Below are 23,256 nucleotides of genomic sequence, written 5' to 3' on the forward strand. Positions count from 1 at the left end.
CGGCGATGGCCGCGTGGCTGCTGCGCCTGGGCATCGTGCTGGCGCTGGCCTATGCCGCGCTGTGCCTGGGGTTCTACTGGCAGCAGCGGGCGCTGATCTACTACCCGCGCCTCACCCGCCCGGCCGCCGCGGCGCCCGACATCGAGCTCGACCGCGGCGACGGCGTGCGCCTGCGCGGCTGGGCGCTGAACCCGTCCGCCCCGCGGCCGATCCTGTACTTCGGCGGCAACGCCGAACGGGTCGAGCTGCGGCGCGAGCAGTTCGCCCGCCTGTTCCCCGGCCGGAGCGTGTACCTGTTCGCCTATCGGGGCTACGGCGCCAGCGACGGCACGCCGAGCGAGGCCGCGCTCGCCGCGGACGCGCGCGCGATCCACGATTGGGCGCGGGCCCGGCACCCGGGCCAGCCGATCGACGTGATCGGCGCCAGCCTCGGCAGCGGGGTGGCCGCGCGGCTCGCGGCCGAGCGCCCGGTGGCGCGGCTGGTCCTGGTGGCGCCGTTCGACGGCTTGGCGGAGGTCGGCCGCGCCCACTATCCGTTCCTGCCGGTGCGCCGGCTGCTGCGCGACCGCTTCGAATCGGCGCGCCACCTCGCCGGCTACGCCGGGCCGGTGCTGGTGGTAAGCGCCGGCCGCGACACCCTGATCCCGGCCGCGAACACGCGACGCCTGATCGCGGCGCTGGGCAGGCCGCCGCGCGTGGCGGTCGTGCCCGGCGCGACCCACGACAGCCTCGGCGCGGACCCGTCGTTCGAAGCGGCGTTGGCCGAGTTCCTGCGGTAGGCCCTAGCGCGCCTCACCCTCTCCCGCAAGCGGGAGAGAGGCTTGGCCGCGCGCACCGGAGTCCCATCGGCTATCGAAAGCCACGCGGAACCGGGAGAGAACCGCAGCCTGCCGGATAGCCCCCTCCCCCTTGCGGCGGAAGGGGCCGGGGTGAGGATCGAATCAACCGGCCGAGCAGAAGCGCTGGTAATCGATGTAGCCCGGAAACGGACGGCCCGGCGCGCAGATCGGGCATTCCGGGTCGGCGCCCAGCCGGGTCTCGCGGAAGCGCATCGCCAGCGCGTCGAAGTGCAGCAGGCGGCCGCTCAGCGGTTCGCCGAGCCCCAGGACCAGCTTGACCGCCTCGGTCGCCTGCAACAGGCCGATCACGCCGGGCAGCACGCCGAGCACGCCGGCCTCGGCGCAGTTCGGCGCGGCCTCCGGCGGCGGCGGCTCCGGGAACAGGCAGCGGTAGCACGGCGCCTCACCGCGCCGGCGCCCCGCGTCGAACACGCTGACCTGGCCCTCGAAGCGGTGCACGGCGCCGTACACCAGCGGCTTGCCCAGCTTCACGCAGGCGTCGTTGAGCAGGTAGCGGACGGGGAAGTTGTCGGCGCCGTCGATCACCACGTCGGCGTCGGCGATCAGGCGCTCGACGTTGGCGGCGGTGATCCGCTCGGCCAGGGTCTCGATCCGCGTGCGCGGGTTCAGCGCGGCCAGCGCGGTGCGCGCGGATTCGACCTTGGGGACGCCGATCCGGGCCTCGGCATGCAGGATCTGCCGCTGCAGGTTGCTGCGCTCCACGGTATCGTCGTCGGCCAGCGCCAGCGTGCCGACGCCCGCCGCGGCGAGGTAGAACGCCGCCGGCGAGCCGAGCCCGCCGGCGCCGACCAGCGCCACGCGCGCCGCCTGCAACCGGCGCTGCCCGGCCTCGCCGACCTCGGGCAGGCGCAGATGGCGCGAATAGCGGTCGTAGAAATCCGCTTCTTCCGCACGCGCGACCGGCAGGCCGTCGGCGATCCAGCGCGCGGTGCCGCCCTCGACCGACGCCACCCGCCGGTAGCCGGCGGCGACCAGCGCCTGCGCCGCCTGCAGCGAGCGCGCGCCGGACTGGCAGATCAGCAGCACCTCGGCGCCGCGATCCGGCAGCGCCGCGGCGGGATCGGCTTCCAGCTCGGCCCTGGCGATGCCGTGCGCGCCTTCGGCCTGGCCCGCGGCGCGCTCGTGCGCCTCGCGCACGTCGATCAGCACCGCGCCGCCGCGCTGGCGGCGCAACGCCTCGGCAGGGGCGATCCGTTCGATTTCGCGGGCGTCGGCCATGCGCGGATTATCCGCCTTTCGCGCGGCCACGGGACGCAACGCAGCATTCCGGCGCGGCGCGCAGGCGCTGCTCAGGGCGCGTAGCGCAGCACCTCGACGACCTCGCCGGCAGCGAGCCGTTGCGGCCCGTCGGGCACCACGATCAGCGCGTTCGATTCGGCCACCGCGCGCAGGCGGTGCGAACCGGTGGCCGGATGGGGGTCGGCGCGCAGCACGCCGCGGTCGTCGCAGAACACCCGCGCACGCAGGAACTCGCGCCGCGGGTGGGGCTTGTCGACCGGCGCGGCGAGCTGGGCGCGTTCGACCGGCCGCGGCTCGGCGCAGCCCTGCACCCCATCGATCAGCGCGCGGCCGAAGCTCAGATACGTCGCGAACACCGACACCGGGTTGCCCGGCAGCGCCAGCACCCGCGCCTGGTCCAGGCTGCCGAACAGCAGCGGCATGCCCGGCTTCATCCGCACCTTCCAGAAATGGATCTGACCGAAGCGCGCCAGCACTTCCGGGATGTGGTCCTTCTCCCCGGCCGACACCGCGCCGCAGGTGAGCACCAGGTCGAACGCACAGGCTGCGTCGCGCAACGCGATCTCGACGCGCTTGGGATCGTCCGGCAGCCGCGGCCAGGCCGTGGGTTCCAGGCCGTCGCCGCGCAGCAGGCCCATCAGCAGTTCGCGGTTGCTGTCGTAGATTTCGCCGGGCGCGAGCGTCATCCCGGGCTCCACCAGCTCGTCGCCGCTGGTGAACACCGCGACCGTCGGCTTGCGCACCGTGTCGACCGAGGCCAGGCCGAGCGCGGCCGCGAGCGAGATCCGCGCCGGCGTCAGCCGCTGGCCCGCCCGCAGCACGGTCTCGCCGGCGGCCACGTCCTCGCCGGCGCGGCGCACGTTCGCCCCGGGTGGCGCGTCGCCGGGCAGGTCGACGTATTCGCCATCGACGCGCGCGTTCTCCTTGATCGCCACCGTGTCCGCGCCGCGCGGCAGCGGCGCGCCGGTGGTGATGCGCACGCATTCGCCCTCGCCCACCGCCAGGCCGGCGGCGCGACCGGCGAATTGCTCGCCGGCCAGGCGCAGGCGCGCCGTCTCGCCGTTCAAGTCGGCATGGCGGAAAGCGAAGCCGTCCATCGCGCTGTTGTCGAACGGCGGCAGCGCCAGCGGCGCGGCCACGTCGCGCGCCAGCACCCGGCCGTGCGCGCGCGCCAGCGTGGTCTGCTGCGCATCCAGGCGATGGCGCGCGGCGATCCCGCGCAGCAGCGCCATGGCGTCGTCGAACGGCAATCCGGTGGGAAACGAGCTCATCGTGGCGGTTCGATTCCGGCCGCGGCCAGGTCCGCGGGCGTGTTGAGGTTGCCGAAGCGTACGCCGGGCAGGCGCACCGCGGCCATGCCGAGTCCGGCCTGCAGGGCCTGGACCGCGTACTCGCCGGCAACGAGCGCCCGCGCCGCGGCGTCGCGCAACGCCGACGTGTCCCAAAGCGCGACCAGCGGCTGCACGCCGTCGTCGTCCACCGCGTACGCGCCGTGCCGCCCGGCGGAAGCGAGCGTCGGCAGCAGGCATTCGTTGACCCCGACCAGGTCGACCGGCAGGGTCAGCAGCCACGGCGTGGCGCAAGCCGCGGCGAGCGCGTCGAGGCCGGCGACCGGCCCGGGTTGCCCGGCCACGCGGTCGGGCACCGCGCGCAAGCCGGCCTGGGCGTAGCGAGGCAGGTCGCGGTTGGCGCCGACCAGCACCTCGGCGACCTCGGCGGCGAAGCGGCGCTGCCAGCGCAGCACCTGCGGCACGCCGTCGCGCACCAGCCAGGCCTTGTCGGTCCCGCCGAGCCGCGCGGCGCGGCCGCCGGCGAGCAGGCCGAGGGTGACGTCGTCCGGAGTCATCGCAGGATTATCCGTCTCCGGCGATCCCTTCGCAGTGGGCTGCCCGCGATGCCTGGCGGCGGGCGCCTGCGCGTCACTTCCCGCGCTTGGCGTGGCGGATCAGGCGGCGGCGGCGCGCGAGCTGGCGCTCGGTCAGCTCGTTCTTGCGGCCCTCGTACGGGTTCGCGCCTTCCTTGAACAGGAATCGCACCGGCGTGCCGACCAGGCTGAAACGCTTGCGGAAGAAGTTCTCCAGGTAACGCTTGTAGGAGTCGCCCAGCGTGCGCAGGCGGGTACCGTGGACCACGAAGGTCGGCGGGTTGTTGCCGGCCGGGTGGGCGTAGCGCAGCTTGGGCGCGTGGCCGCGCACGCTCGGCGGCGGATTGCTCTGGCAGGCCATCTCCAGTGCGCGGTTGACCTCGCTGGTGCCGAACTCGCGCGTGGCCGAGGCGTGCGCGCGATGGATCGCCTTGAACAGCTCGCGCAGGCCGGAGCCGTGCCTGGCGCTGATCCGCACCGCCTCGGCCCAGTCGACGAAGCCGAGCTTGCGGGTCAGCAACGCTTCGGCCTGCTGGCGCTGGTATTCGCTGAGCCCGTCCCACTTGTTGACCGCGATCACCAGCGCGCGGCCGGCGTCCAACGCGTGCCCGAGCACGGTCGCGTCCTGGTCGGTGATGCCCTCGCTGGCGTCGAGCAGGATCACCGCGACCTGGCATTGCTCGATCGCCTGCAGGGTCTTGACGATCGAGAACTTCTCCACCGCTTCGTCGACCCGCGACTTGCGGCGCAGGCCGGCGGTATCGACCAGGCGGTAGCGGCGGCCGTCGCGCTCCATGTCGATGGAGACCGAGTCGCGCGTGGTGCCCGGCACCTCGGAGGCGATCATCCGCTCCTCGCCGAGCAAACGGTTGACCAGGGTCGACTTGCCGACGTTCGGCCTGCCGATGAAGGCCACGCGGACGCGCGAAGGGTCCTCGTCCGGCTCGGCGATCGCGCCTTCCTCGGGCAGACGCTCCAGCACGCGCTCGACCAGCGTGTCGATGCCGCGGCGGTGCGCGGAGGAAATCGCCAGCATCTCGGCGATGCCGTAGCGGGCGAACTCCGCCAGCGCCGCTTCGGCGTCGATGCCGTCGGTCTTGTTCACCACCAGCAGGGTGGGCTTGGCGCTCTTGCGCAGCCAGTCGAGGATCTCGTCGTCGAGCGCCGACGGCCCCTCGCGGCCGTCGACGATCAGCAGCACCAGGTCGGCTTCCTCGGCGGCGGCGCGGGCCTGGCGCGCGGTGGCGCCGGCCAGGCCCTCGTCCTCGCCCGCGATGCCGCCGGTGTCGACCACGGCGAACGCGCGCTTGCCCTCCGGCCGGCACACGCCGTAATGGCGGTCGCGGGTCACGCCGGGCTGGTCGTGGACCAGGGCGTCGCGACTGCGCGTGAGCGCGTTGAACAGCGTGGATTTTCCGACGTTGGGACGGCCAACGAGGGCGACTAGCGGGAGCATGGGCGGGAAGCCGGATTGAAATGGGAGAAGCGGGATTCGGTCGGCGGCCGCGAGCGGCGGCATCCCGCGGCACCGGGAGCTCGCGCTGGCGGCCGCCGGTCGGACCCGCGCATGATGACCGCCCGGCCGCGAAAAGGAAACGGCCGGCACCGGGCCGGCCGTTCCGCGTTCGCAATAGGGACCGCGTTACTGCAGCTTGAACGCGGTCAGCTCGCCGTCGACGTTCTGGACCAGGAGGACGCCGTCGGCGACCACCGGCGCGGCCTTCACGGCCTCGCCGCCGGCGCGCTCGCGCGCGGCGAACTCGCCGTTCTCCAGCTTGAGCCAGTGCACGTAGCCGTCGTAGTCGGCGACCACGGCGTAATCGCCCTGCACCGCCGGCGCGCTCACCTTGCGGTTCAGCAGCGCCGGCTGCGACCACAGGGCGCTTCCGGTGGCCTTGTCCAGCGCGTAGACGGTGCCGGTGCGGTCGGTGACGATCAGGCGGTCGGCGGCGACGCCGAGCCGGCCGACACCGCCCTGGCCGCTGTTCCACATCGGCCGCCCGCTCGGCGCGTCGATCGCCAGGGTGGCGTTCTTGAAGCTGGTCGCGTACAGCGTGGTGCCTTCCAGCACCGGGGTGCCGTCGATGTCGGCCATGCGGTCCAGTTCGGTGCGGCCTTCCGGCTGCGCGACCGCCTGGTCCCAGAGCGGCCGGCCGTCGTTGGCGGCCAGCGCGGTGACCGTGCCGTCGTCGTTGCCGACGAACACGAAGCCCGGGCCCAGCACCGGCGCGTCGTTGCCGCGCACCGACAGCGGCGGCACGTCCTGGGTCCAGAACCAGCGGCGCTCGCCGGTGGCCGCGTCGAACGCGGTCACGCGGCCGTCGTTGGAGCGGACGAACACCATGCCCAGGCCGATCGCCGGGGGCGCGATGACTTCGTTCGGCACCTCGGCGCGCCACTTCTCCTCGCCGCTGGCGGCGTCGAGCGCGATCACCTCGCCGTCGAGCCCGCCGACCACCACCAGTCCCTCGCCCGCTCCCGGGCCGCCGGACAGGCGCAGGCCGGACTTCTTCTCCGGACGGAATTCCCACACCTGCTTGCCGGTCTGCAGGTCGAGCGCGCGCACGCCGCCCTCGATCGCGGCGGCGTAGACGCGGCCGTCGGCGACCGCCGGCCGCTGGCCGACGCCGATCCGGCCCTCGCCCTTGCCGGCCCGCGCCGACCACAGCTTGGCGACCTCGACGCTCGGCGTGATGTCGGTCAGTTCCGCCGGCTCGCCCGCCTTGGCTTCCTTCTCCTTGTCGCCATCGCCGAACCAGCCCTTGATGGTGGAGCAGCCGCCGAGCGCGAACGCGCACAGCAGCGCCAGCGAGGAACGCAGCAGCATCGAGCGGGACATCATCAGGACTTGGCCTCGGGTTTGGCGGGCGTGCCGCCGACTTCGGTGAGCTTGAGCTCGAGCACGCGGCGCTGCGGCGAGGCGACGTCGAGCCGGGTCAGCGCCTGCTCGTACGCGGCGCGGGCCTGGTCGCGCCGGCCGAGGGCGTACTGGGCGTCGCCCTGGATCTCGAACGCCGCCGGCGTGGACGCGTTCGCCACCAGCTTGAGCGCGGCGTCGGCCTGCTTGGCGTCGATCAGCAGGCGCGCCAGGCGCTGCTCGACGAGCGCCTGCAGCGCCGGGTCCTCGCTGCGCACGCCGCGCAGGGTGGCGATGGCGGCATCGCGCTCGCCGGCCTCCACCTGGGCCTTGGCCAGCTGCAGCGCGGCCAGCGGGCGGTAGACGCTGTCGCCCAGCGCGGCGACCTTGGCCGCAGCCTGCTTGTCCTTGGCGGCGATCGCGTCGACCGCCTGCTGGTAGCGCGTGGAGAAGGTCAGGCGCTGCTCGGCTTCGCGGTGTTGCCACCATTTCCAGCCGCCGATCGCGGCCAAGCCGAGCAGGATGCCGCCGAACAGGGCCGCGCCGTTGTTGCGCAGCCACTGCAGGACGCGTTCGCTTTGTTCGTGTTCGTCGAGGAGATCGTCTATCGCCATTCCGGGGCTGCCGTGATGCGCCGTCGCCCGCGCGCGGGCGGGAATCGGCAAAAAGGAAGCAGGCCCGCAACGCGGACCTGCGACGCTTGCGACCCGCGACGCGGGTCAGTCGGCGACCGGCGCGAGGGAACCGTCAGAGGATAGCGTAAAGCGCGCGACCTTCGCGCGGCTGAACGGCGCCAGGTCGACCGGCTGGCCGCCGCGCAGCACGCGTACCGCCTCGCTGTTGCCGAGCACCACGCGGGCCACCGCGCCGGCGTCGTAGCTGCGGCGTTCGCCGGCGCCGAGCAGGGCCTCCTCGACGACCTTGCCGTCGGGGCCGCGCACCTGCATCCAGCTTTCGCCGGTGAACTCGAGGGCCAGCGCCGGCTGCGGCGCGGCGGGGGTGTGGGCCGGCAGCGGCGCCATCGAGGCGACCAGCGGGGTGCGCTCCACCGTGGGCGCCGGCGCGCGCGGCGCGACCGGCGCGGGAGCGTCGGCGACCTGCGCCGGGTCCACGTCCAGCGACGCCACGTCGGCCTGCCCCTGCGGCGTGCGCGAACCGAACGTGCCGAACCACACCGGCACGGCGATGGCCGCGGTCATCACGATGTAGATCGCACGCCGCCCCGCCTGCTCGAGCACGCGCTTGTAGCGCGGGGTGTGCACGTGGCTGACCAGGGGCGAGGGCGCCACCTGGGCCACCGGCGAGCGGTTCAGGTCCTCCAGGTCGACCCCGAGCAGGCGCGCGTAGCTGCGCAGCTGCCCGCGCACGAACACCGGCGCGCCGAGCTGGGCGTAGTCGCCCGCCTCCAGCTGGCGGATCACCCGCACGGGAATCTTCAGCCGCGCGGCCACGTCCTCGTGCGTCAGCCCCGCCTGTTCGCGGGCGCGCTGCAGGCGCGCGCCAAAATCGGCGCCGTTCTCGGGCGCGAATTCGTTCGACTGCATCATCGTCTTACCGTCTTCCCCCGTCCCCGGAGTTCCGCGCGTCGGGGAACTCCGCCCTCAAGCGCTGAACGTATCTCGCGGCGGCCGCCGTGTCGCCGAGTTTCTGTTCGATTTGTGACGCGAGCAACAGCGCCTCGCGGTCCGCCGGCGCCGCGGCCAGGCGGCGCTCGGAGAACGCGCGCGCGCTCAGGGCATTGCCCCGTGCGAATTCGAGTTCGGCCAGGGCGCCCAGGGCCACGGGATTCTGCGGGTCCAACGCCAGCGCGCGCCGCAGGTCGCGTTCGGCGCGCTCGCCCTGTCCGGCGCGCCAGGCGCAGCGCCCGGCGTTGGCCAGCGCCACCGCCGGGGTCGAATACCCCGGGTCGGCGAGCGCGCGGTCGAACCAGGCCAGCGATTCGGCCTCGCGGCCGTGGCCGCACAGCCAGACACCATAGTTGTTGAGCATCGGCCCAGAGGTCGGGGCCAGTTCGACGCTGCGCCGGTGCAGCTCGCCGGCCTTCGCGTCCTCGCCGCGCCGATCGGCGACCGCCGCCAGCAGCGCATAGGCCTCGGCCGACCGCGGCAGCGCCTTCAGGACCTGCCGCGCCTCGCGCTCGGCCGCGGCGTGGTCGCCGACCAGATAGCGTTCCTGGGCCAGTTGCAGGCGTTCGCGCGCGCGCTCGGCCGGGTCGCGCTTGCGGTCGCTGACCTCGACTTGCCGCGCGGTCGGCTGGAAGTCGCCGCGGCTGAAATCGGGACGGACGAAGGTCAGCCGGTTGCAGGCACCGGCGGCGGCCACCAGGGCCAGCGCGACCGCCAGCCCTCGCAGACCCCGCATGCGGCGCGCCCCGGCCTTCATCCCATCGCCCCTGCCCCGCTCATCGCGTCGCCTCGTGCCCGACGCCGCGCGCCTGCAACTGCTTGCGGAACTCCGCCTGGCGCCGGGTGCGGTCCATCACCTGCCCCTTGAGCTGGCCGCAGGCGGCGTCGATGTCGTCGCCGCGGGTGCGCCGGACGGGCGCGATCAGGCCGGCGTCGTTGAGCAGCTTCTGGAAGGCGCGGATCGCGGTCTCGTCCGGGCGTTCGAAGCGGGTGCCCGGGAACGGGTTGAACGGGATCAGGTTGACCTTGGCCGCGTCCTTCATCTGCACCGCGTTGTCGAACTGGCGCATCAGCCGCGCCAGCGCGCGCGCGTGCTGCGGCTGGTCGTTGACCCCCTTCATCAGGGTGTATTCGAAGGTCACCGAGGACTTCTTGCGCCGCGCGTAGCGCACGCAGGCCTCCATCAGCTGGTCCAGCGGGTACTTCTTGTTGAGCGGCACCAGCTCGGTGCGCAGCTCGTCGAACGGCGCGTGCAGCGACACCGCCAGCGACACGTCGCTCTCCTCGGCCAGGCGGTCGATCATCGGCACCATGCCCGCGGTCGACAGGGTCACGCGCTTGTTGGCGAGGCCGTAGCCGAGGTCGTCGCGCATGATGCTCATCGCGCGCACGACGTTGTCGAAATTGGCCAGCGGCTCGCCCATGCCCATCATCACCACGTTGGTGAGCTTGCGCTGCTGGTGCGGCACGTTGCCGAGGTGGCGGGCGGCGATCCAGACCTGGCCGATGATCTCGGCGGTGGACAGGTTGCGGTTGAAGCCCTGCGTGGCGGTCGAGCAGAACTGGCAATTCAGCGCGCAACCGACCTGCGAGGACACGCACAGCGTGCCCCGCCCCTTGTCCGGGATGTAGACGGTCTCGATGGCGTTCTTCGGGTCCATGCCGAGCAGCCACTTGTGGGTGCCGTCGGCGGAGGCCTTGTCGAAGACCAGCTGCGGCGCGTGGACCACCGCATGCGCCTCGAGCTTGGCACGCAGGGCCTTGCCGAGGTCGGTCATCTGCGCGAAGTCGGTGACGTAGCGGTGGTGGATCCACTTCATCACCTGGTGCGCGCGGAACTTCTTCTCGCCGAGCGTCTCCTCGAAGAAACGCTCGAGCGAGGCGCGGTCGAGATCGAACAGGTTGGTCCTGGCCGCCGGGGCGGCGCTCTCCGGCGCACGCGCGCCCGGCGCCGCCGCTTCGGCGGACACGAGGTCGAGGGCGATGGCGCGCGGGTCGGTCATGGCATCGTTCCGTGGGCAGGGGCGCGAAGGGCGAGCTCGCTGCGCCTTCGCGCCCTGCGGCCGCCTCAGCGGGCGTACACGTCGGTGGTCGGGAAGAAGTAGGCGATCTCGATCGCCGCGTTCTCGAGGCTGTCGGAGCCGTGCACCGCGTTGGCGTCGATGCTGTCGGCGAAGTCGGCGCGGATCGTGCCCGGCGCGGCTTCCTTCGGGTTGGTGGCGCCCATCAGCTCGCGGTTCTTGGCCACCGCGCCCTCGCCTTCCAGCACCTGGATCATCACCGGCCCGGAGATCATGAACTCGACCAGGGCGTTGAAGAACGGGCGCTCGCGATGCACGGCGTAGAAGCCCTCGGCCTCGCTCTTGGACAGGTGCTTCATCTTCGCGGCCACGATCTTCAGACCGGCCTTCTCGAAACGGGTGTAGATCTCGCCGATGACGTTCTTGGCGACGGCGTCGGGCTTGATGATGGACAGGGTGCGCTCCAGCGCCATGGATGGTCTCCGGGTTGGCGGGCCGGATTCTGGATCCAGCCCCGAGGATAACAGAAAAACCCGCGTCGGGACGCGGGTTTAGCCGACAAGGCTGCGGTAATTCTACCGGAATGCGCGCGCCTTTTGCACGATCGGCCGGCGGGCGCGTTGACGGCCGGGGCCGCGGGCGACTAGCATCAAACAAGCGTTTGATTCAGGCCCGAGATGAGCACCACCGCCCACTTCTCCACCAAGGACCGCATCCTCGGCGCCGCCGAGGAGCTGTTCGCCCAGTTCGGCTTCGCCGGCACCTCGCTGCGCCAGGTCACCAGCCGCGCCGACGTCAACATCGCCGCGGTCAACTACCACTTCGGCAGTAAGGAAAACCTGGTCAACGAGGTGTTCCGCCGGCGCATGGACGAGATGAGCGGGCAGCGGCTGAGCGCGCTCAAGGCCGCGCTGGAGCGGCATCCGGGCGAGCTCGAGCCGATCCTGGCCGCGTTCGTCCGCCCCGCGCTGGCGATGGCCCAGGACCGCCACGGCGGTGCCGCGTTCGTCCGGGTGATCGCCCGCGCCTACGCCGAGGCCAACGACCGCCTGCGCAAGTTCCTGTCCGACCACTACGGCCACGTGCTGCGCGAGTTCGCCAAGGCGATCGCCGCCTGCGTGCCGGAGCTGAGCAAGGAGGAGCTGTACTGGCGGCTGGACTTCCTCGCCGGCGCGCTGACCTATGCGATGGCCGACTTCGGCTTGATCAAGCGTCCGCCCGGGGTCAGCGAGGCCGCGCACCGCGAGCGCGCGGCGCAGGAGCTGATCCGCTTCGCCGCCGCGGGCTTCAAGAGCTGAAGCTTCCTTCGAGCCGCGGATGGACACGGGCAAGCACCGCTACCGCTGCAAGCGGCCTTGCCGGCGCCCGCGGAAATCCCAGGCAAAGCGATTCTTTTCAACAGGATAGAAGACATGTCCGAGAAACTGCTTGTGCGGCGCGCCGCCGTCCTCGGCGCCGGCGTCATGGGCGCGCAGATCGCCGCGCACCTGACCAATGCCGGGGTGGATACGGTGCTGTTCGACCTGCCGGCCAAGGAAGGCGATCCGAACGGGATCGTGACCCAGGCCATCGCCCACCTGGGCAAGCTCAGCCCCGCGCCGCTGGCGGCGAAGGGCCTGGCCGAACGCATCGTGCCGGCCAACTACGAGACCGGGCTGGAGCTGCTGCGCGGCTGCGACCTCATCGTTGAAGCCATCGCCGAGCGGATGGACTGGAAGCAGGACCTGTACAAGAAGATCGCGCCGTACGTGCCGGCGGAGGCGGTGCTGGCGTCCAACACCTCCGGCCTGGGCATCAACAAGCTGGCCGAGGCGCTGCCGGAGCAGCTGCGCCACCGCTTCTGCGGCGTGCATTTCTTCAATCCGCCGCGCTACATGCACCTGGCCGAGCTGATCCCGGCCAAGACCACCGACGCGGCGGTGCTGCGCGGGCTGGAGACCTTCCTCACCACGACGCTCGGCAAGGGCGTGGTCTACGCCAAGGACACGCCGAACTTCATCGGCAACCGCATCGGCGTGTTCTCGATGCTGGCGGCGATGCACCACACCGAGCAGTTCGGCCTGGGCTTCGACACCGTCGACGCGCTGACCGGCCCGGCGATCGGCCGGCCGAAGTCGGCCACCTACCGCACCGCCGACGTGGTCGGCCTGGACACGATGGCGCACGTCATCAAGACCATGGCCGACACCCTGCCGGACGACCCGTGGCACGCCTACTTCAAGGCGCCGAAGTGGCTGTCGGCCTTGATCGAGAAGAAGGCCCTGGGCCAGAAGTCCGGCGCCGGCGTCTACACCAAGCGCGGCAAGGACATCCTGGTGCTGGACGTGAAGGCGCAGGACTACCGGCCGAGCGCCGGCGAGCTCGATGCCGAGGTCGCCGCGCTGCTGAAGGAGAAGGATCCGGCGAAGAAGTTCGCCGCCCTGCGCGCCAGCGCGCACCCGCAGGCGCAGTTCCTCTGGGCGATCTTCCGCGACAGCTTCCACTACAGCGCCTACCACCTGGAGGCGATCGCCGATACCGCCCGCGACGTGGACTTCGCGATGCGCTGGGGCTACGGCTGGTCGATGGGCCCGTTCGAGACCTGGCAGGCGGCCGGGTGGAAGCAGGTCGCCGACTGGATCGCCGAGGACATCGTCGCCGGCAAGGCGATGGCGGCGGCGCCGCTGCCGAATTGGGTGTTCGACGGCCGCGAGGGCGTGCACGGTGGCAAGGGCAGCTACAGCCCGGCGCGCAACGTCGAGGTGCCGCGTTCGGCCAATCCCGTCTACGCGCGCCAGCGCTTCCCCGATCCCCTGCTGGGCGAGAAGTTCTCGCAGGGCCGCACGGTGTTCGAGAACGACGGCGTGCGGATGTGGGCGGACGAAGGCGACGACATCGCCGTGGTCGGCTTCAAGACCAAGATGCATACCGTCAACGACCACGTGCTCGACGGCCTGCAGGAGGCGATCGCGATCGCCGAGCGCGACTTCCGCGGCCTGGTGGTCTGGCAGCCCAGGGAGCCGTTCTCGGCCGGTGCCGACCTGGCCGGCGCGCTCGGCCTGCTGCAGGCCGGCGACGTCCGGGGCTTCGAGGCGATGGTCGCCAACTTCCAGAAGACCAGCCAGCGCATCAAGTACGCGCAGGTGCCGGTGGTCGCGGCGGTGCGCGGCCTGGCCCTGGGCGGCGGCTGCGAGTTCCAGATGCACGCGGCCCGCACCGTGTTCGCGCTGGAGAGCTACATCGGCCTGGTCGAGGCCGGCGTGGGCCTGCTGCCGGCCGGCGGCGGCCTGAAGGAGCTGGCGGTACGCGCCTCCGAGAAGGCGGGCCCGAACGGCGACGTGCTCGCCGAGCTGAAGGCCGCGTTCGAGAGCGTGGCGATGGCCAAGGTCTCGACCTCGGCGCTGGAGGCGCGCGAGCTGAAGCTGGCGCGCGAGAGCGACGCCGTCGTGTTCAACGCCTTCGAGTTGCTGCACGTGGCCAAGGCGCAGGCGCGCGCGCTGGCCGAGGGCGGCTATCGCCCGCCCCTGCCCGCGCGCAATATCCGCGTCGCCGGCGACGTCGGCATCGCCACGTTCAAGATGTTGCTGGTCAACATGCTCGAGGGCCGCTTCATCTCCCCGCACGACTACGAGATCGCCAGCCGCATCGCCACGGTGGTCTGCGGCGGCGAGGTCGACCGCGGCGCGGTGGTCGACGAGGAATGGCTGCTGCGCCTGGAGCGCGAGCATTTCGTCGCCCTGGCGCAGATGCCGAAGACCCAGGAGCGCATCGCGCACATGCTCAAGACCGGCAAGCCGCTGCGGAACTGAGATTCGGGACGGCTCGGGTCCGCAGCGCATTCCCGGGCCCGCCTTCGCGAATCCCCAATCCCGAATCTCGAATCCCGGAGTACCCAATGACCAAGCAAATCCAGGACGCCTACATCGTCGCCGCCACCCGCACCCCCGTGGGCAAGGCGCCGCGCGGCGTGTTCCGCAACACCCGCCCGGACGAGATGCTCGCCCACGTGCTCAAGGCCGTGGTCGCGCAGGCGCCGGGCATCGACCCGAACCGCATCGAGGACGCGGTGATCGGCTGCGCGATGCCGGAAGGCGAGCAAGGCATGAACGTCGCCCGCATCGGCGTGCTGCTGGCCGGCCTGCCGAACACCATCGCCGCGCAGACCATCAACCGCTTCTGTTCCTCGGGCCTGCAGGCCGTCGCCCTGGCGGCCGACCAGATCCGCCTCGGCAACGCCGACCTGGTCCTGGCCGGCGGCACCGAGTCGATGTCGATGGTGCCGATGATGGGCAACAAGGTCGCGCTGAGCCCGCAGGTGTTCGCCCGGGACGAGAACGTGGCGATCGCCTACGGCATGGGCATCACCGCCGAGAAAGTGGCCGAGGAATGGAAGGTCTCGCGCGAGGACCAGGACGCGTTCGCGCTGGCCTCGCACCAGAAGGCGCTGGCGGCGATCCAGGCCGGCGAGTTCAAGGACGAGATCGCCCCTTACGAAGTGGTCGCGCGCATTCCCGACCTCGCCGGCAACACGGTGCGGGTGAAGAAGAGCCTGGTCGAGATCGACGAGGGCCCGCGCCCGGACACCTCGCTGGAGGGCCTGGCCAGGCTCAAGCCGGTGTTCCGCAACGGCCAGTTCGGCGGCACCGTCACCGCCGGCAACAGCTCGCAGATGAGCGACGGCGCCGCCGCGGTGCTGCTCGCCTCCGAACAGGCGATCAAGGACTACGGCCTGACGCCGCTGGCGCGTTTCGTGTCGTTCTCGGTGGCCGGCGTGCGCCCCGAGGTGATGGGCATCGGCCCGATCGCGGCGATCCCGAAGGCGCTGAAGCAGGCGGGACTCGGCAAGGACCGGCTCGACTGGATCGAACTCAACGAGGCCTTCGCCGCGCAGGCGCTGGCGGTGATCAGGGATTCGGAACTCGACCCGTCGAAGGTCAACCCGCTCGGTGGCGCGATCGCGCTCGGCCACCCGCTCGGCGCCACGGGCGCGGTGCGCACGGCGACCATCGTGCACGGCCTGCGCCGCCGCAAGCAGAAGTACGGCATGGTGACGATGTGCATCGGCACCGGCATGGGTGCGGCGGGCGTGTTCGAAGCGCTCTGAGTCCCCCGCCCGGGGTTTCATCGCCGCGAAGTCGCGCCGATCGAATGCCGGCCGCGCCAGAGCAGAAACGCGCTGGCGCGGCTTGGGGTTCCCCGGGCCAAGCCCGCTTGATCCCTGCGACGCGCCCGCACCGAAGCAAGGATCCGCGCCATCCGTGCGGACCCGCGCGAAGGGAATCAGGCCAGCCGAGTGCCGTTCGGCACCGGCCTTTCTATCGTGGTGATGACCACGCCTTCGTCCGTCGGGAAGCCGGTGAGCAGGAACTCCGAGACGAACGGCCCCACCTGCTTCGGCGGGAAGTTGATCACGCCGACGATCTGCCGCCCGACCAGGTCGTCCGGCCCGTAGAGCCGGGTGATCTGCGCGCTGGTCTTCTTGACCCCGTGCGGGCCGAAGTCGACCCACAGTTTCCACGCCGGCTTGCGCGCTTCCGGGAACGGCTCCACCCGCTGCACCGTGCCGGCACAGATCAGCACCTTTTCGAAGTCGCTCCACTGGATCGTGGCCGTCTCGGCCGCGTCGGCGTTCTCGCTCATTGCGCTCCCACCCTTTCCGCCCGGTCCTTCCAGGCGTCTTTGAATTCGGCCCACCAGTAGCCAAGCTGCGCGGCGACGAAGCCCGCCGGCTTCCAGGCCGAGACCAGGCCATAGCCGGCCAGTTCGCGCCAGCGCGCGTCGCCTTCGGCGATCGCGGCCGCCAGCCACTCGCCGGCGAGCGTGGTCGGCGCCACGCCATGGCCACCGAACGCCTGCGCCAGCCACAGCCCCTCTTCGATGCGGCCGATCTGCGGCATCTGGTGCCGAGCATAGCTCATCAGCCCGGACCAGGCGTGCTCGATGCGCACGCCGTCCAGCTGCGGGAACACCTTCAACAGGTCGCGGTAGAGCAGGCGCCGCACCGCGCCCGGCGAGCGGTCGAGCACCGAGATGCGCCCGCCCCACAGCAGCCGTCCGTCGCGCAGCGGCCGATAGTAATCGAAGGCGAAACGGGTGTCGTAGACCGCGGCACGGGTGCGCAGGATCTCGTCCAGGCGCGGGCCGAGCGGTTCGGTCGCCATCACGTAGGTGGCGATCGGCAGCACGCCGGCGTCCACCCGCCGCCGCAGCCGCGCCAGATAGCCGCCGCAGGCCAGCACCACCTGCGCGGCCTCGACCTGCCCTTGCGGCGTGCGCACCCGCCAACCGGCGCCGGCGCGTTCCAACGAGACGGCCGGGCTGCCCTCGTGCACGCGCCCGCCGAGTGCGAGCGCCGCGCGCGCCAGGCCCTGAGCATATTTGAGCGGGTGGAAGTGGAACGCCTGCGGCTCGAACAGGCCGTCGTGGTAGCGCCGGCTGCGCACCCGCTCGCGCAACTCGTCCTGCCCAAGCCACGACCAATGCACGCCGAAGTGCTCCGCCAGCAGGCGCTGGCGGGCGCGCAGCACGCCCGGATCGCGGAACCAGTTGGCCCAGATCACGCCGGCGTCGGTGCGCTCGCAGTCGATCGCATAGCGTTCGCTGCGGGCGCGGATCAGCTCGACCGCGTCGAGCGTGCCGGCATACAGCGCCCTCGCCCGCGGTGGCCCGAGCTCGGCCAGCAACCGGTCCTCGCCGCGCGAGAAGCCGCCGAACACGAAGCCGCCGTTGCGCCCCGACGCGCCGTGGCCGACCCGTTGCGCCTCCAGCAACACCACATCGCGCCGGCCGCGTTCGAGCAGGCCGAGCGCGGTGTTGAGGCCGGCGAAGCCGCCGCCGATCACGCAGACCTCGGCCTCGTGCCGCCCCTGCAGCGCGCCACCGAGCGGTTCGGACGGGGCGGTGGCGAGGTAGTACGATCCGGTCGGGCGCATGCGCATCAGCCTAGCGCAACGCGCGCTTCGGCCGACACGGGCGCGCGGGCCGGCGTTTCCCGGAAACGCCGATCGGGCAGCGGCCTTTCTCGTCTACGAAGCGAAGCCGCGCCCGCGGCGCGGCGATGCGGCCGGCCGCGACAGCCCAAGGGCCGCCCTCTCCCGCAACCGGGAGAAGGCGGCCCGGCTCAGCCGAGCTCCTCGACGCCGAGTTCGTCGAGCGCGTTCTGCATCAGCCGCTGCGCCGCCTCGCTGAGCTTCTCGTGGTCGAGCGCGTAGCGGATGGTGGCTTCGATCAGGCCGATGTGGGTGCCGCAGTCGAAGCGCGTGCCCTGGAAGCGGTAGGCGTTGACCGCCTCCTCCTGCAGCAGCGCGGCGATGCCGTCGGTGAGCTGGATCTCGCCGCCGGCGCCGGGCCGGGTCGCCTCCAGCAGCTCGAAGATGCGCGGGTTGAGGATGTAGCGTCCGACCACCGCCAGCGTGCTCGGCGCGACGTCCGGCGCCGGCTTTTCGACGATCGCGCTGATCCGCCCTTGGCGCTCGCTGAAGGACTCGGTGGCGACGATGCCATAGCTGGCGGTCTTTTCGCGCGGGACGTCCTGCACGGCGATGACGCTGGCGCCGCTGGCTTCCGCGGCGTCGGCCATCTGCTTGAGCGCGCCCGGGCCGCGGTTCCAGATCAGGTCGTCCGGCAGCAGCACCGCGAACGGCTCGTCGCCGACCACCGGCTTGGCGCACAGCACCGCATGCCCCAGCCCGAGCGCCTCGGCCTGGGTCACGAAGACCGCGCGCACGCCTTCGGGCAGCACGTTGCGCACCAGTTCGAGCTGCTCGGTCTTGCCGCTGCGCTCGAGCTTCTGCTCCAGCTCGTAGGCCTTGTCGAAGTAATCCGCCACCGCATGCTTGTAGCGATTGGTCACGAACACCAGGGTGTCGCACCCGGCCTCGATCGCCTCGTCGACGGCGTACTGGATCAGTGGCCGGTCGATGATCGGCAGCATCTCCTTGGGCACGGTCTTGGTGGCGGGCAGGAAACGGGTGCCCAGGCCGGCGACCGGAAACACGGCTTTGCGGATACGTCGATTCGGCATCAGACCTTCCTAGCGTTGCGGGCGGGAAAAGCGACGACGGTGGCCGAGCCCTGATAGTTCGGATGCACGCCCACCGGCCGGAACTCGGGCACGGCGGTGCGCAGCAACCGGTTCAGCGCGTCGAGGTCGTAGCGCCGGGACGCTTCGCGCAGTTGCGCCAGCGTGCCTTCGATCTGCGCCCAGGTGACCTCGCGCGGCTCGGCCTGGAGGATCTTGGGATGCGACGTGCGGCGGTAGCGCTCGTCGGCGTGGAACAGCGTCTCGTGCAGCTTCTCGCCCGGACGCAGCCCGGTGTAGACGATGGCGATGTCGCGGCCCGGCTGCTTGCCGGCCAGGCGGATCATCTGCTCGGCCAGCAGGCGGATCGGCACCGGCTCGCCCATGTCGAGGGTGTAGATCGCCTCGTGGGTGCCGATCGCCGAGGCCTGCAGGATCAGCTGGCAGGCCTCCGGGATGGTCATGAAGAAGCGGGTGACCTCCGGATCGGTCACCGTGACCGGGCCGCCGGCGCGGATCTGCTCGCGGAACAGCGGCACCACGCTGCCGGCCGAATCGAGCACGTTGCCGAAGCGCACGGTGACGAAACGCGTCGCGCGCTGGTCGGCCAGGGCCTGGCACACCATCTCGGCCAGGCGCTTGGTCGCGCCGAGCACGTTGACCGGATCGACCGCCTTGTCGGTCGAGATCAGCACGAAGGTACCGACCCCGGCGTCGCGGCAGGCGCGCGCGACCGTCTCGGTGGCGAGCACGTTGTTGCGGACCGCCTCGCGCAGTTGCAGTTCCAGCACCGGCACCTGCTTGTAGGCGGCGGCATGGAAGACCGCTTCGGGCTCGGCCAGCTTGAGCGCATGCTCGATCACCGCCGGATCGCCGCAGTCGCCCAGCACGGGCACCAGCTCGACGTCGGGGAAATCGCGTCGCAGCACCGTCTCGGTGGTGACCAAGGCCAACTCGTCGAGCTCGACCAGGGCGATCCGCCGCGCGCCGTGGCGCGCCGACTGCCGGCACAGCTCCGAACCGATCGAACCGCCGGCGCCGGTGACCAGCACCGACCGGGCGCCCAGCCAGCTGCGGATCGCCTTCCAATCCGGCATCACCGGTTGGCGACCGAGCAGGTCCTCGATCGCGACCTCCTTCAACTCGCCCGGCAGGTACCGGCCCTCGAGCACGTCCTGCAGGCGTGGCACCATGCGGAAAGGCAGGCCGGTGCGCTCGCAGGCCATCACCACGCGCTGCAGCGCGTTCGCGTCGGCCGAGGGCATCGCGATCACCAGCAGCTTGGCCGCCGTCTCGCGCGCGATCTCGGCCACGTCCTGGACCCGGCCGAGCACCGGCACGCCCTGCACCTTGCTGCCGCGCAGCCGCACCGCGTCGTCGAGGAAACCGACCGGCTGGTAGCTGCCGAAACGGCGCAGGTCGCGCACCAGCGCCTCGCCGGCGCGGCCTGCGCCGAGGATCAGGATGCGCACCGAGCTCTTGTCGCTCAGTTCCACGCCGCTGTCCTTCCAGGCGCGGTACAGCAGGCGGGGCGCGCCGAGCAGGCCCATCAGCGCCAGCGGATACAGCACCAGCACCGTCCGCGGCACCATCGCCAGGCGGTTGTAGAGGAACAGCGCGAGACCGATCGCGAACAGGCCGAGGACGCAGGCCTTGACGATGTTCCACAGGTCGGGGATGCCGGCGAAACGCCACAGCCCGCGGTACAGGCCGACCTGCCAGAACACCAGCCCCTGGGCCGCGATCACCAGCGCGACTTCGGTGGACCACCACGGCAGGCTCGGCGCGTCGGGCAACACGCCCCAGCGCAGGCGGTGCAACGCCTGCCAGACCAACCACACCATGAACAGGTCGTGCGCCACCACCGCGATCCGCGGCAGCCGGCTTTTCCAGCGGTCACGCCATGAGCTCATTCCCTGCCCTGCCTCTTCTCGTTTCGACCGTTCGACCCGCGGCGTTTCAGGCCGAACGTCGCAGCCGGCGCCACAGCAAAGCGCCGCACGTATACCACGCCAACACAATACATGCGATGAAAACCGGTTCGCGCAGGGACGCCGCGCACAGCGCCAGTATCGCGGCGACCGCGGTGAAGCCCGCGTAAGCCAGGGTCACGCGACTGTGGCCGCGCCGCCGCGCCCAGGCCTGGTAGGCGTGCCGGGTATGCGGCGTCCACCAGCGCTCGCCGCGCACCAGCCGCCCCAACAGGGTGAGGCCGGCATCGATCAGGAAGGCGGACACCGGCAGCGCCAGCCAGGCCGCGCCCAATACCGCCCCGTTCCGCGGCGTCGCCGCCACGAGCAGCCCGGCCAGGGCGAAACCGAGCGCGCCGCTGCCGACGTCGCCGAGGAAGATCCGCGCGCTGGGGAAATTGAACGGCAGGAAGCCGAGGCAGGCCGCGACCAGCGCCGCGCCGAGCCAGGCCCATGCCCCGCCGGCGGCGTACGCGAACGCCGCCGCGGCCAGCGCGGCCTGGCTCGCGGCCAGGCCGTTGATCCCGTCCATGAAGTTCCAGACGTTGACCAGCACCATCGCCGCGACGAACGCGAGCGCGGCGAGCCACAACGAACCGGACGCCGCCCCGGCAACGCCCGCGTACAGCGCCGCGGCCATCGCCTGCACCGCCAGGCGCAGCCACGGCGACAGCGGCCGATGGTCGTCGAGCAGGCCGATGCCGCCCACCAGCAGCAGGCCGACGGCGAATGCACCGAGCAGCGGCGCGTCCTGCGGCCGGCGCCATGCCAGCCAAGCCGCTGCGGCGACCAGCGCGGCGACGATCGCGATGCCGCCGCCGCGCGGCGTGGCCACGCTGTGGCTGCGGCGCTCGCCGGGCTCGTCGATCAGTTGCCGGCGCAGCGCGTAGCCGCGCGCGAGCCAGGTGCCGAGCGCGCCCGCGCACGCGAACACGAACATCCATGCGGCCATCGGTTCAGACGACCGCGTAGTTGAGCAGCGGCTTGATCGTGCCCCACTCCTTGCAGCTCGGGCACTGCCAGTGATGGCTGCGCGCGCCGAAGCCGCAGCGGTTGCAGCGGTAGCTCGGGTTGCGCACCAGCAGCTGGTCGGTGATGTGCTTGAGGTCGTGCAGGGTCGCGATCGGGTCGGCGCCTTCGGCGAGGGCCAGGTCGATCAGCGCCGCCTCGCCCCGCACCGAAGGCCGGTCCTTGAGCTGCCGCGCCAGATAGGCCCGCGCCGCGGCCACGCCGTCCTCGGCCTCGACCATCCGGGTCAGCGCCAGCACCGGGGCGATGCCGCGGTAGTGCTCGGTCATCTCGGCCAGGAAGGCGCGCGCCCCCGAGGCGTCGCCGACCCGCGCGTAGCAGTCGAGCAAGCCGGGCAGCACTTCCGGCAGGTAGTCCGGATCGACCCGGGCGACGCGCTCGAAGGCGCGGATCGCCGCCGCGTCGTTGCCCGCATCCACCTCGATGCGCCCCTCGATCATGCCCGCGCGCACCGAGTTGGCGTCGGCCTCGTAGGCGCGGCGCACCGCCTCGCGCGCCGCGTCCACCTCGCCGGCGCTGCGGTGGCGCTCGGCCAGCTCGCACTCGAACTGGGCGATCAGCTTGCCCATCGGCTCGCCGGTCGCCTCCTCGTAGCGGCGCGCGTTCTCGATCGCCTTGCCCCATTCGCGCTCGGACTGGTAGATGCCGATCAGGTGGCGCAGCGCCAGCGGCGCGCGCATCTCCAGCGCGACGAGGTCGTTGAACACGGTCTCGGCGCGGTCGAGCAGGCCCGAGCGCATGTAGTCCTCGCCCAGCGCAAGCAGGGCCTGCACCCGCTGCTGGTCGCTCAGCCCGGGGCGCTGCACCAGCGCCTGGTGCAGGCGGATCGCGCGGTCGACCTCGCCGCGGCGCCGGAACAGGTGGCCGAGCGCGACCTGGGTCTCGAAGGTCTCCTTGTCGAGCTCGGCGATGTGCAGGAACAGCTCGATGGCCTTGTCCGGCTGCTCGTTGAGCAGGTAGTTGAGGCCGCGGAAGTAGGTGGTCGAGAGCCGGCTGACCTGGGTGTTGCTGTGCCGCTCGCCGCCGCGCCGGCCGATCACCCAGCCGCTGACCGCCGCCAAAGGCAGCAGCAGGAAGAACCAGAACCACTCGCTGATGAAGGCCATGTCAGGTTCCCGGAGTCGTGCGTTCGACGGGCGTGCGCTGCGCCAGCGCCAGGCGCCGCCGCAGCGGCAGGACCACCCCGGCGATCACCGCCAGGCCGCCGAGCAGCACGCCCAGCAGCAACGCCGCGAGCAAGGCCACGCCCAGCGTCGCCTCGACGATGCCGGCACCGAGGTCGATCCGCACCTGCTCGCGATTGAGCGCGCCGAGCGCGGCCCCGACGGCCAGGCAGGCGAACGCGATCAGAAAGCGGAAGAAACGCATCGAAGGCCCTCCCGGAGGCCCGCCGGAGTCGCGCCTAGCTTAACGGACTGCGCCGCGGGGCCGTACGCCGCGCGCGACGAAGAGGCGCCAAGTGCCTCAGTGGCCGTCCTCGACCGGAATGACGTCGTTGACCCGCTCGCGCAGCTCCTTGCCCGGCTTGAAGTGCGGCACGTGCTTGCCCGGCAGGGCGACGGATTCGCCGGTCTTGGGGTTGCGCCCCAGGCGGGGCGGACGATAGTGCAGGGAAAAGCTGCCGAACCCGCGGATCTCGATCCGCTCGCCGCTGGCGAGCGCGCCGCCCATCATTTCAAGCAGCGCCTTCACCGCCAGGTCCACGTCCTCGCCCTTCAGGTGGGCTTGGCGCTGGGCCAGGATCTCGATGAGTTCGGACTTGGTCATGCAGGGCTCGGGCATCGGAAGACCG

At 71.8% G+C, this 23,256-nt stretch carries 22 protein-coding genes; 4 read left to right on the forward strand and 18 right to left on the reverse strand.

Annotated elements, in window-relative coordinates; genetic code table 11:
• The first annotated feature begins 5 nt into the window (after window positions 1-5).
• Window positions 6-779, forward strand: coding sequence for an alpha/beta hydrolase (locus EDC50_RS04430; RefSeq protein WP_123769228.1), 774 nt, complete (start codon window positions 6-8; stop codon window positions 777-779).
• A gap of 162 nt (window positions 780-941) precedes the next feature.
• Here the strand turns inward: EDC50_RS04430 and moeB are convergent, their stop codons facing one another.
• The 10 genes from moeB to ndk form a co-directional block, all read right to left on the reverse strand.
• Window positions 942-2,078 (reverse strand): molybdopterin-synthase adenylyltransferase MoeB, encoded by a 1,137-nt coding sequence (gene moeB, locus EDC50_RS04435; RefSeq protein WP_123769229.1) that lies wholly within the window; start codon window positions 2,076-2,078, stop codon window positions 942-944.
• 71 nt (window positions 2,079-2,149) lie between these two features.
• Window positions 2,150-3,370 carry a molybdopterin molybdotransferase MoeA gene (locus EDC50_RS04440; protein ID WP_123769230.1) on the reverse strand — a complete coding sequence of 407 codons (1,221 nt, stop codon included), beginning with the start codon at window positions 3,368-3,370 and terminating at the stop codon, window positions 2,150-2,152.
• Window positions 3,367-3,945, reverse strand: coding sequence for a molybdenum cofactor guanylyltransferase (gene mobA / locus EDC50_RS04445; RefSeq protein ID WP_123769231.1), 579 nt, complete (start codon window positions 3,943-3,945; stop codon window positions 3,367-3,369). The genes EDC50_RS04440 and mobA overlap by 4 nt, the downstream gene beginning before the upstream one ends.
• 73 nt (window positions 3,946-4,018) lie before the next feature.
• Window positions 4,019-5,419, reverse strand: a complete 1,401-nt coding sequence (gene der, locus EDC50_RS04450) for a ribosome biogenesis GTPase Der (protein WP_123769232.1) — start codon at window positions 5,417-5,419, stop codon at window positions 4,019-4,021.
• A 186-nt stretch (window positions 5,420-5,605) separates the two neighbouring features.
• Complete coding sequence (gene bamB / locus EDC50_RS04455; protein WP_170167589.1) at window positions 5,606-6,805, reverse strand: outer membrane protein assembly factor BamB; 1,200 nt, start codon at window positions 6,803-6,805, stop codon at window positions 5,606-5,608.
• Window positions 6,805-7,434, reverse strand: coding sequence for a YfgM family protein (locus EDC50_RS04460; protein WP_123769234.1), 630 nt, complete (start codon window positions 7,432-7,434; stop codon window positions 6,805-6,807). The genes bamB and EDC50_RS04460 overlap by 1 nt, the downstream gene beginning before the upstream one ends.
• Before the next feature lie 105 nt (window positions 7,435-7,539).
• Window positions 7,540-8,367 (reverse strand): RodZ domain-containing protein, encoded by an 828-nt coding sequence (locus EDC50_RS04465; protein WP_123769235.1) that lies wholly within the window; start codon window positions 8,365-8,367, stop codon window positions 7,540-7,542.
• Between the two features lie 4 nt (window positions 8,368-8,371).
• The gene (gene pilW, locus EDC50_RS04470) at window positions 8,372-9,181 is read right to left on the reverse strand and encodes a type IV pilus biogenesis/stability protein PilW (RefSeq protein ID WP_123769236.1); all 810 of its coding nucleotides are present in this window, start codon (window positions 9,179-9,181) and stop codon (window positions 8,372-8,374) included.
• Between the two features lie 40 nt (window positions 9,182-9,221).
• Window positions 9,222-10,448, reverse strand: a complete 1,227-nt coding sequence (gene rlmN, locus EDC50_RS04475; RefSeq protein ID WP_123769237.1) for a dual-specificity RNA methyltransferase RlmN — start codon at window positions 10,446-10,448, stop codon at window positions 9,222-9,224.
• A gap of 65 nt (window positions 10,449-10,513) precedes the next feature.
• On the reverse strand, window positions 10,514-10,939 hold the full coding sequence (ndk, locus tag EDC50_RS04480) for a nucleoside-diphosphate kinase (RefSeq protein WP_123769238.1): 426 nt from the start codon (window positions 10,937-10,939) through the stop codon (window positions 10,514-10,516).
• A 204-nt stretch (window positions 10,940-11,143) separates the two neighbouring features.
• On the opposite strand from ndk, the gene EDC50_RS04485 reads away from it, so the two are divergent.
• The 3 genes from EDC50_RS04485 (at window position 11,144) to EDC50_RS04495 (ending at window position 15,549) form a co-directional block, all read left to right on the forward strand.
• Entirely contained in the window at window positions 11,144-11,764 is a 621-nt protein-coding gene (locus EDC50_RS04485; RefSeq protein WP_123769239.1) for a TetR/AcrR family transcriptional regulator, read from the forward strand.
• A gap of 114 nt (window positions 11,765-11,878) precedes the next feature.
• On the forward strand, window positions 11,879-14,254 hold the full coding sequence (locus EDC50_RS04490; RefSeq protein ID WP_123769240.1) for a 3-hydroxyacyl-CoA dehydrogenase/enoyl-CoA hydratase family protein: 2,376 nt from the start codon (window positions 11,879-11,881) through the stop codon (window positions 14,252-14,254).
• An 86-nt stretch (window positions 14,255-14,340) separates the two neighbouring features.
• Window positions 14,341-15,549 (forward strand): acetyl-CoA C-acyltransferase, encoded by a 1,209-nt coding sequence (locus EDC50_RS04495; RefSeq protein ID WP_123769241.1) that lies wholly within the window; start codon window positions 14,341-14,343, stop codon window positions 15,547-15,549.
• A gap of 176 nt (window positions 15,550-15,725) precedes the next feature.
• On the opposite strand, the gene EDC50_RS04500 is transcribed toward EDC50_RS04495, so the two are convergent.
• The 8 genes from EDC50_RS04500 to EDC50_RS04535 form a co-directional block, all read right to left on the reverse strand.
• Window positions 15,726-16,085 carry a tRNA-binding protein gene (locus EDC50_RS04500; protein ID WP_123769242.1) on the reverse strand — a complete coding sequence of 120 codons (360 nt, stop codon included), beginning with the start codon at window positions 16,083-16,085 and terminating at the stop codon, window positions 15,726-15,728.
• A complete protein-coding gene (locus EDC50_RS04505) occupies window positions 16,082-17,383 on the reverse strand; it encodes an NAD(P)/FAD-dependent oxidoreductase (protein ID WP_123769243.1) in 1,302 nt (433 codons plus the stop codon). Before EDC50_RS04505 ends, EDC50_RS04500 begins: the two co-directional genes overlap by 4 nt.
• Window positions 17,384-17,565: 182 nt before the next feature.
• On the reverse strand, window positions 17,566-18,468 hold the full coding sequence (gene galU, locus EDC50_RS04510) for a UTP--glucose-1-phosphate uridylyltransferase GalU (protein ID WP_123769244.1): 903 nt from the start codon (window positions 18,466-18,468) through the stop codon (window positions 17,566-17,568).
• On the reverse strand, window positions 18,468-20,378 hold the full coding sequence (locus EDC50_RS04515) for a polysaccharide biosynthesis protein (protein ID WP_123769245.1): 1,911 nt from the start codon (window positions 20,376-20,378) through the stop codon (window positions 18,468-18,470). Before EDC50_RS04515 ends, galU begins: the two co-directional genes overlap by 1 nt.
• 46 nt (window positions 20,379-20,424) lie before the next feature.
• Window positions 20,425-21,375, reverse strand: a complete 951-nt coding sequence (locus tag EDC50_RS04520) for an MraY family glycosyltransferase (protein ID WP_242002991.1) — start codon at window positions 21,373-21,375, stop codon at window positions 20,425-20,427.
• Window positions 21,376-21,391: 16 nt separating this feature from the next.
• Window positions 21,392-22,570 (reverse strand): lipopolysaccharide assembly protein LapB, encoded by a 1,179-nt coding sequence (gene lapB, locus EDC50_RS04525; protein WP_123769247.1) that lies wholly within the window; start codon window positions 22,568-22,570, stop codon window positions 21,392-21,394.
• A 1-nt stretch (window position 22,571) separates the two neighbouring features.
• Window positions 22,572-22,832: a lipopolysaccharide assembly protein LapA domain-containing protein gene (locus EDC50_RS04530; RefSeq protein ID WP_123769248.1), complete on the reverse strand. Its 261-nt coding sequence runs from the start codon at window positions 22,830-22,832 to the stop codon at window positions 22,572-22,574.
• 96 nt (window positions 22,833-22,928) lie between these two features.
• Window positions 22,929-23,231 carry an integration host factor subunit beta gene (locus EDC50_RS04535; RefSeq protein ID WP_123769249.1) on the reverse strand — a complete coding sequence of 101 codons (303 nt, stop codon included), beginning with the start codon at window positions 23,229-23,231 and terminating at the stop codon, window positions 22,929-22,931.
• Window positions 23,232-23,256: the final 25 nt, after the last annotated feature.

It is taken from the genome of Vulcaniibacterium tengchongense (genome assembly GCF_003814555.1).
Classification (GTDB): Bacteria; Pseudomonadota; Gammaproteobacteria; order Xanthomonadales; family Xanthomonadaceae; genus Vulcaniibacterium; species Vulcaniibacterium tengchongense.

Bases quoted from the DNA above. Each gene is read 5' to 3' on its own strand.
- pilW (WP_123769236.1), bottom strand. From the start codon at position 9,181: ATGCGGGGTCTGCGAGGGCTGGCGGTCGCGCTGGCCCTGGTGGCCGCC.
- ndk (WP_123769238.1), bottom strand. From the start codon at position 10,939: ATGGCGCTGGAGCGCACCCTGTCCATCATCAAGCCCGACGCCGTCGCC.
- EDC50_RS04485 (WP_123769239.1), top strand. From the start codon at position 11,144: ATGAGCACCACCGCCCACTTCTCCACCAAGGACCGCATCCTCGGCGCC.
- EDC50_RS04460 (WP_123769234.1), bottom strand. From the start codon at position 7,434: ATGGCGATAGACGATCTCCTCGACGAACACGAACAAAGCGAACGCGTC.
- bamB (WP_170167589.1), bottom strand. From the start codon at position 6,805: ATGATGTCCCGCTCGATGCTGCTGCGTTCCTCGCTGGCGCTGCTGTGC.
- EDC50_RS04430 (WP_123769228.1), top strand. From the start codon at position 6: ATGGCCGCGTGGCTGCTGCGCCTGGGCATCGTGCTGGCGCTGGCCTAT.
- mobA (WP_123769231.1), bottom strand. From the start codon at position 3,945: ATGACTCCGGACGACGTCACCCTCGGCCTGCTCGCCGGCGGCCGCGCC.
- der (WP_123769232.1), bottom strand. From the start codon at position 5,419: ATGCTCCCGCTAGTCGCCCTCGTTGGCCGTCCCAACGTCGGAAAATCC.
- EDC50_RS04520 (WP_242002991.1), bottom strand. From the start codon at position 21,375: ATGTTCGTGTTCGCGTGCGCGGGCGCGCTCGGCACCTGGCTCGCGCGC.
- EDC50_RS04515 (WP_123769245.1), bottom strand. From the start codon at position 20,378: ATGAGCTCATGGCGTGACCGCTGGAAAAGCCGGCTGCCGCGGATCGCG.
- rlmN (WP_123769237.1), bottom strand. From the start codon at position 10,448: ATGACCGACCCGCGCGCCATCGCCCTCGACCTCGTGTCCGCCGAAGCG.
- moeB (WP_123769229.1), bottom strand. From the start codon at position 2,078: ATGGCCGACGCCCGCGAAATCGAACGGATCGCCCCTGCCGAGGCGTTG.
- EDC50_RS04530 (WP_123769248.1), bottom strand. From the start codon at position 22,832: ATGCGTTTCTTCCGCTTTCTGATCGCGTTCGCCTGCCTGGCCGTCGGG.
- EDC50_RS04500 (WP_123769242.1), bottom strand. From the start codon at position 16,085: ATGAGCGAGAACGCCGACGCGGCCGAGACGGCCACGATCCAGTGGAGC.
- lapB (WP_123769247.1), bottom strand. From the start codon at position 22,570: ATGGCCTTCATCAGCGAGTGGTTCTGGTTCTTCCTGCTGCTGCCTTTG.
- EDC50_RS04535 (WP_123769249.1), bottom strand. From the start codon at position 23,231: ATGACCAAGTCCGAACTCATCGAGATCCTGGCCCAGCGCCAAGCCCAC.
- EDC50_RS04505 (WP_123769243.1), bottom strand. From the start codon at position 17,383: ATGCGCATGCGCCCGACCGGATCGTACTACCTCGCCACCGCCCCGTCC.
- EDC50_RS04465 (WP_123769235.1), bottom strand. From the start codon at position 8,367: ATGATGCAGTCGAACGAATTCGCGCCCGAGAACGGCGCCGATTTTGGC.
- EDC50_RS04490 (WP_123769240.1), top strand. From the start codon at position 11,879: ATGTCCGAGAAACTGCTTGTGCGGCGCGCCGCCGTCCTCGGCGCCGGC.
- EDC50_RS04495 (WP_123769241.1), top strand. From the start codon at position 14,341: ATGACCAAGCAAATCCAGGACGCCTACATCGTCGCCGCCACCCGCACC.
- EDC50_RS04440 (WP_123769230.1), bottom strand. From the start codon at position 3,370: ATGAGCTCGTTTCCCACCGGATTGCCGTTCGACGACGCCATGGCGCTG.
- galU (WP_123769244.1), bottom strand. From the start codon at position 18,468: ATGCCGAATCGACGTATCCGCAAAGCCGTGTTTCCGGTCGCCGGCCTG.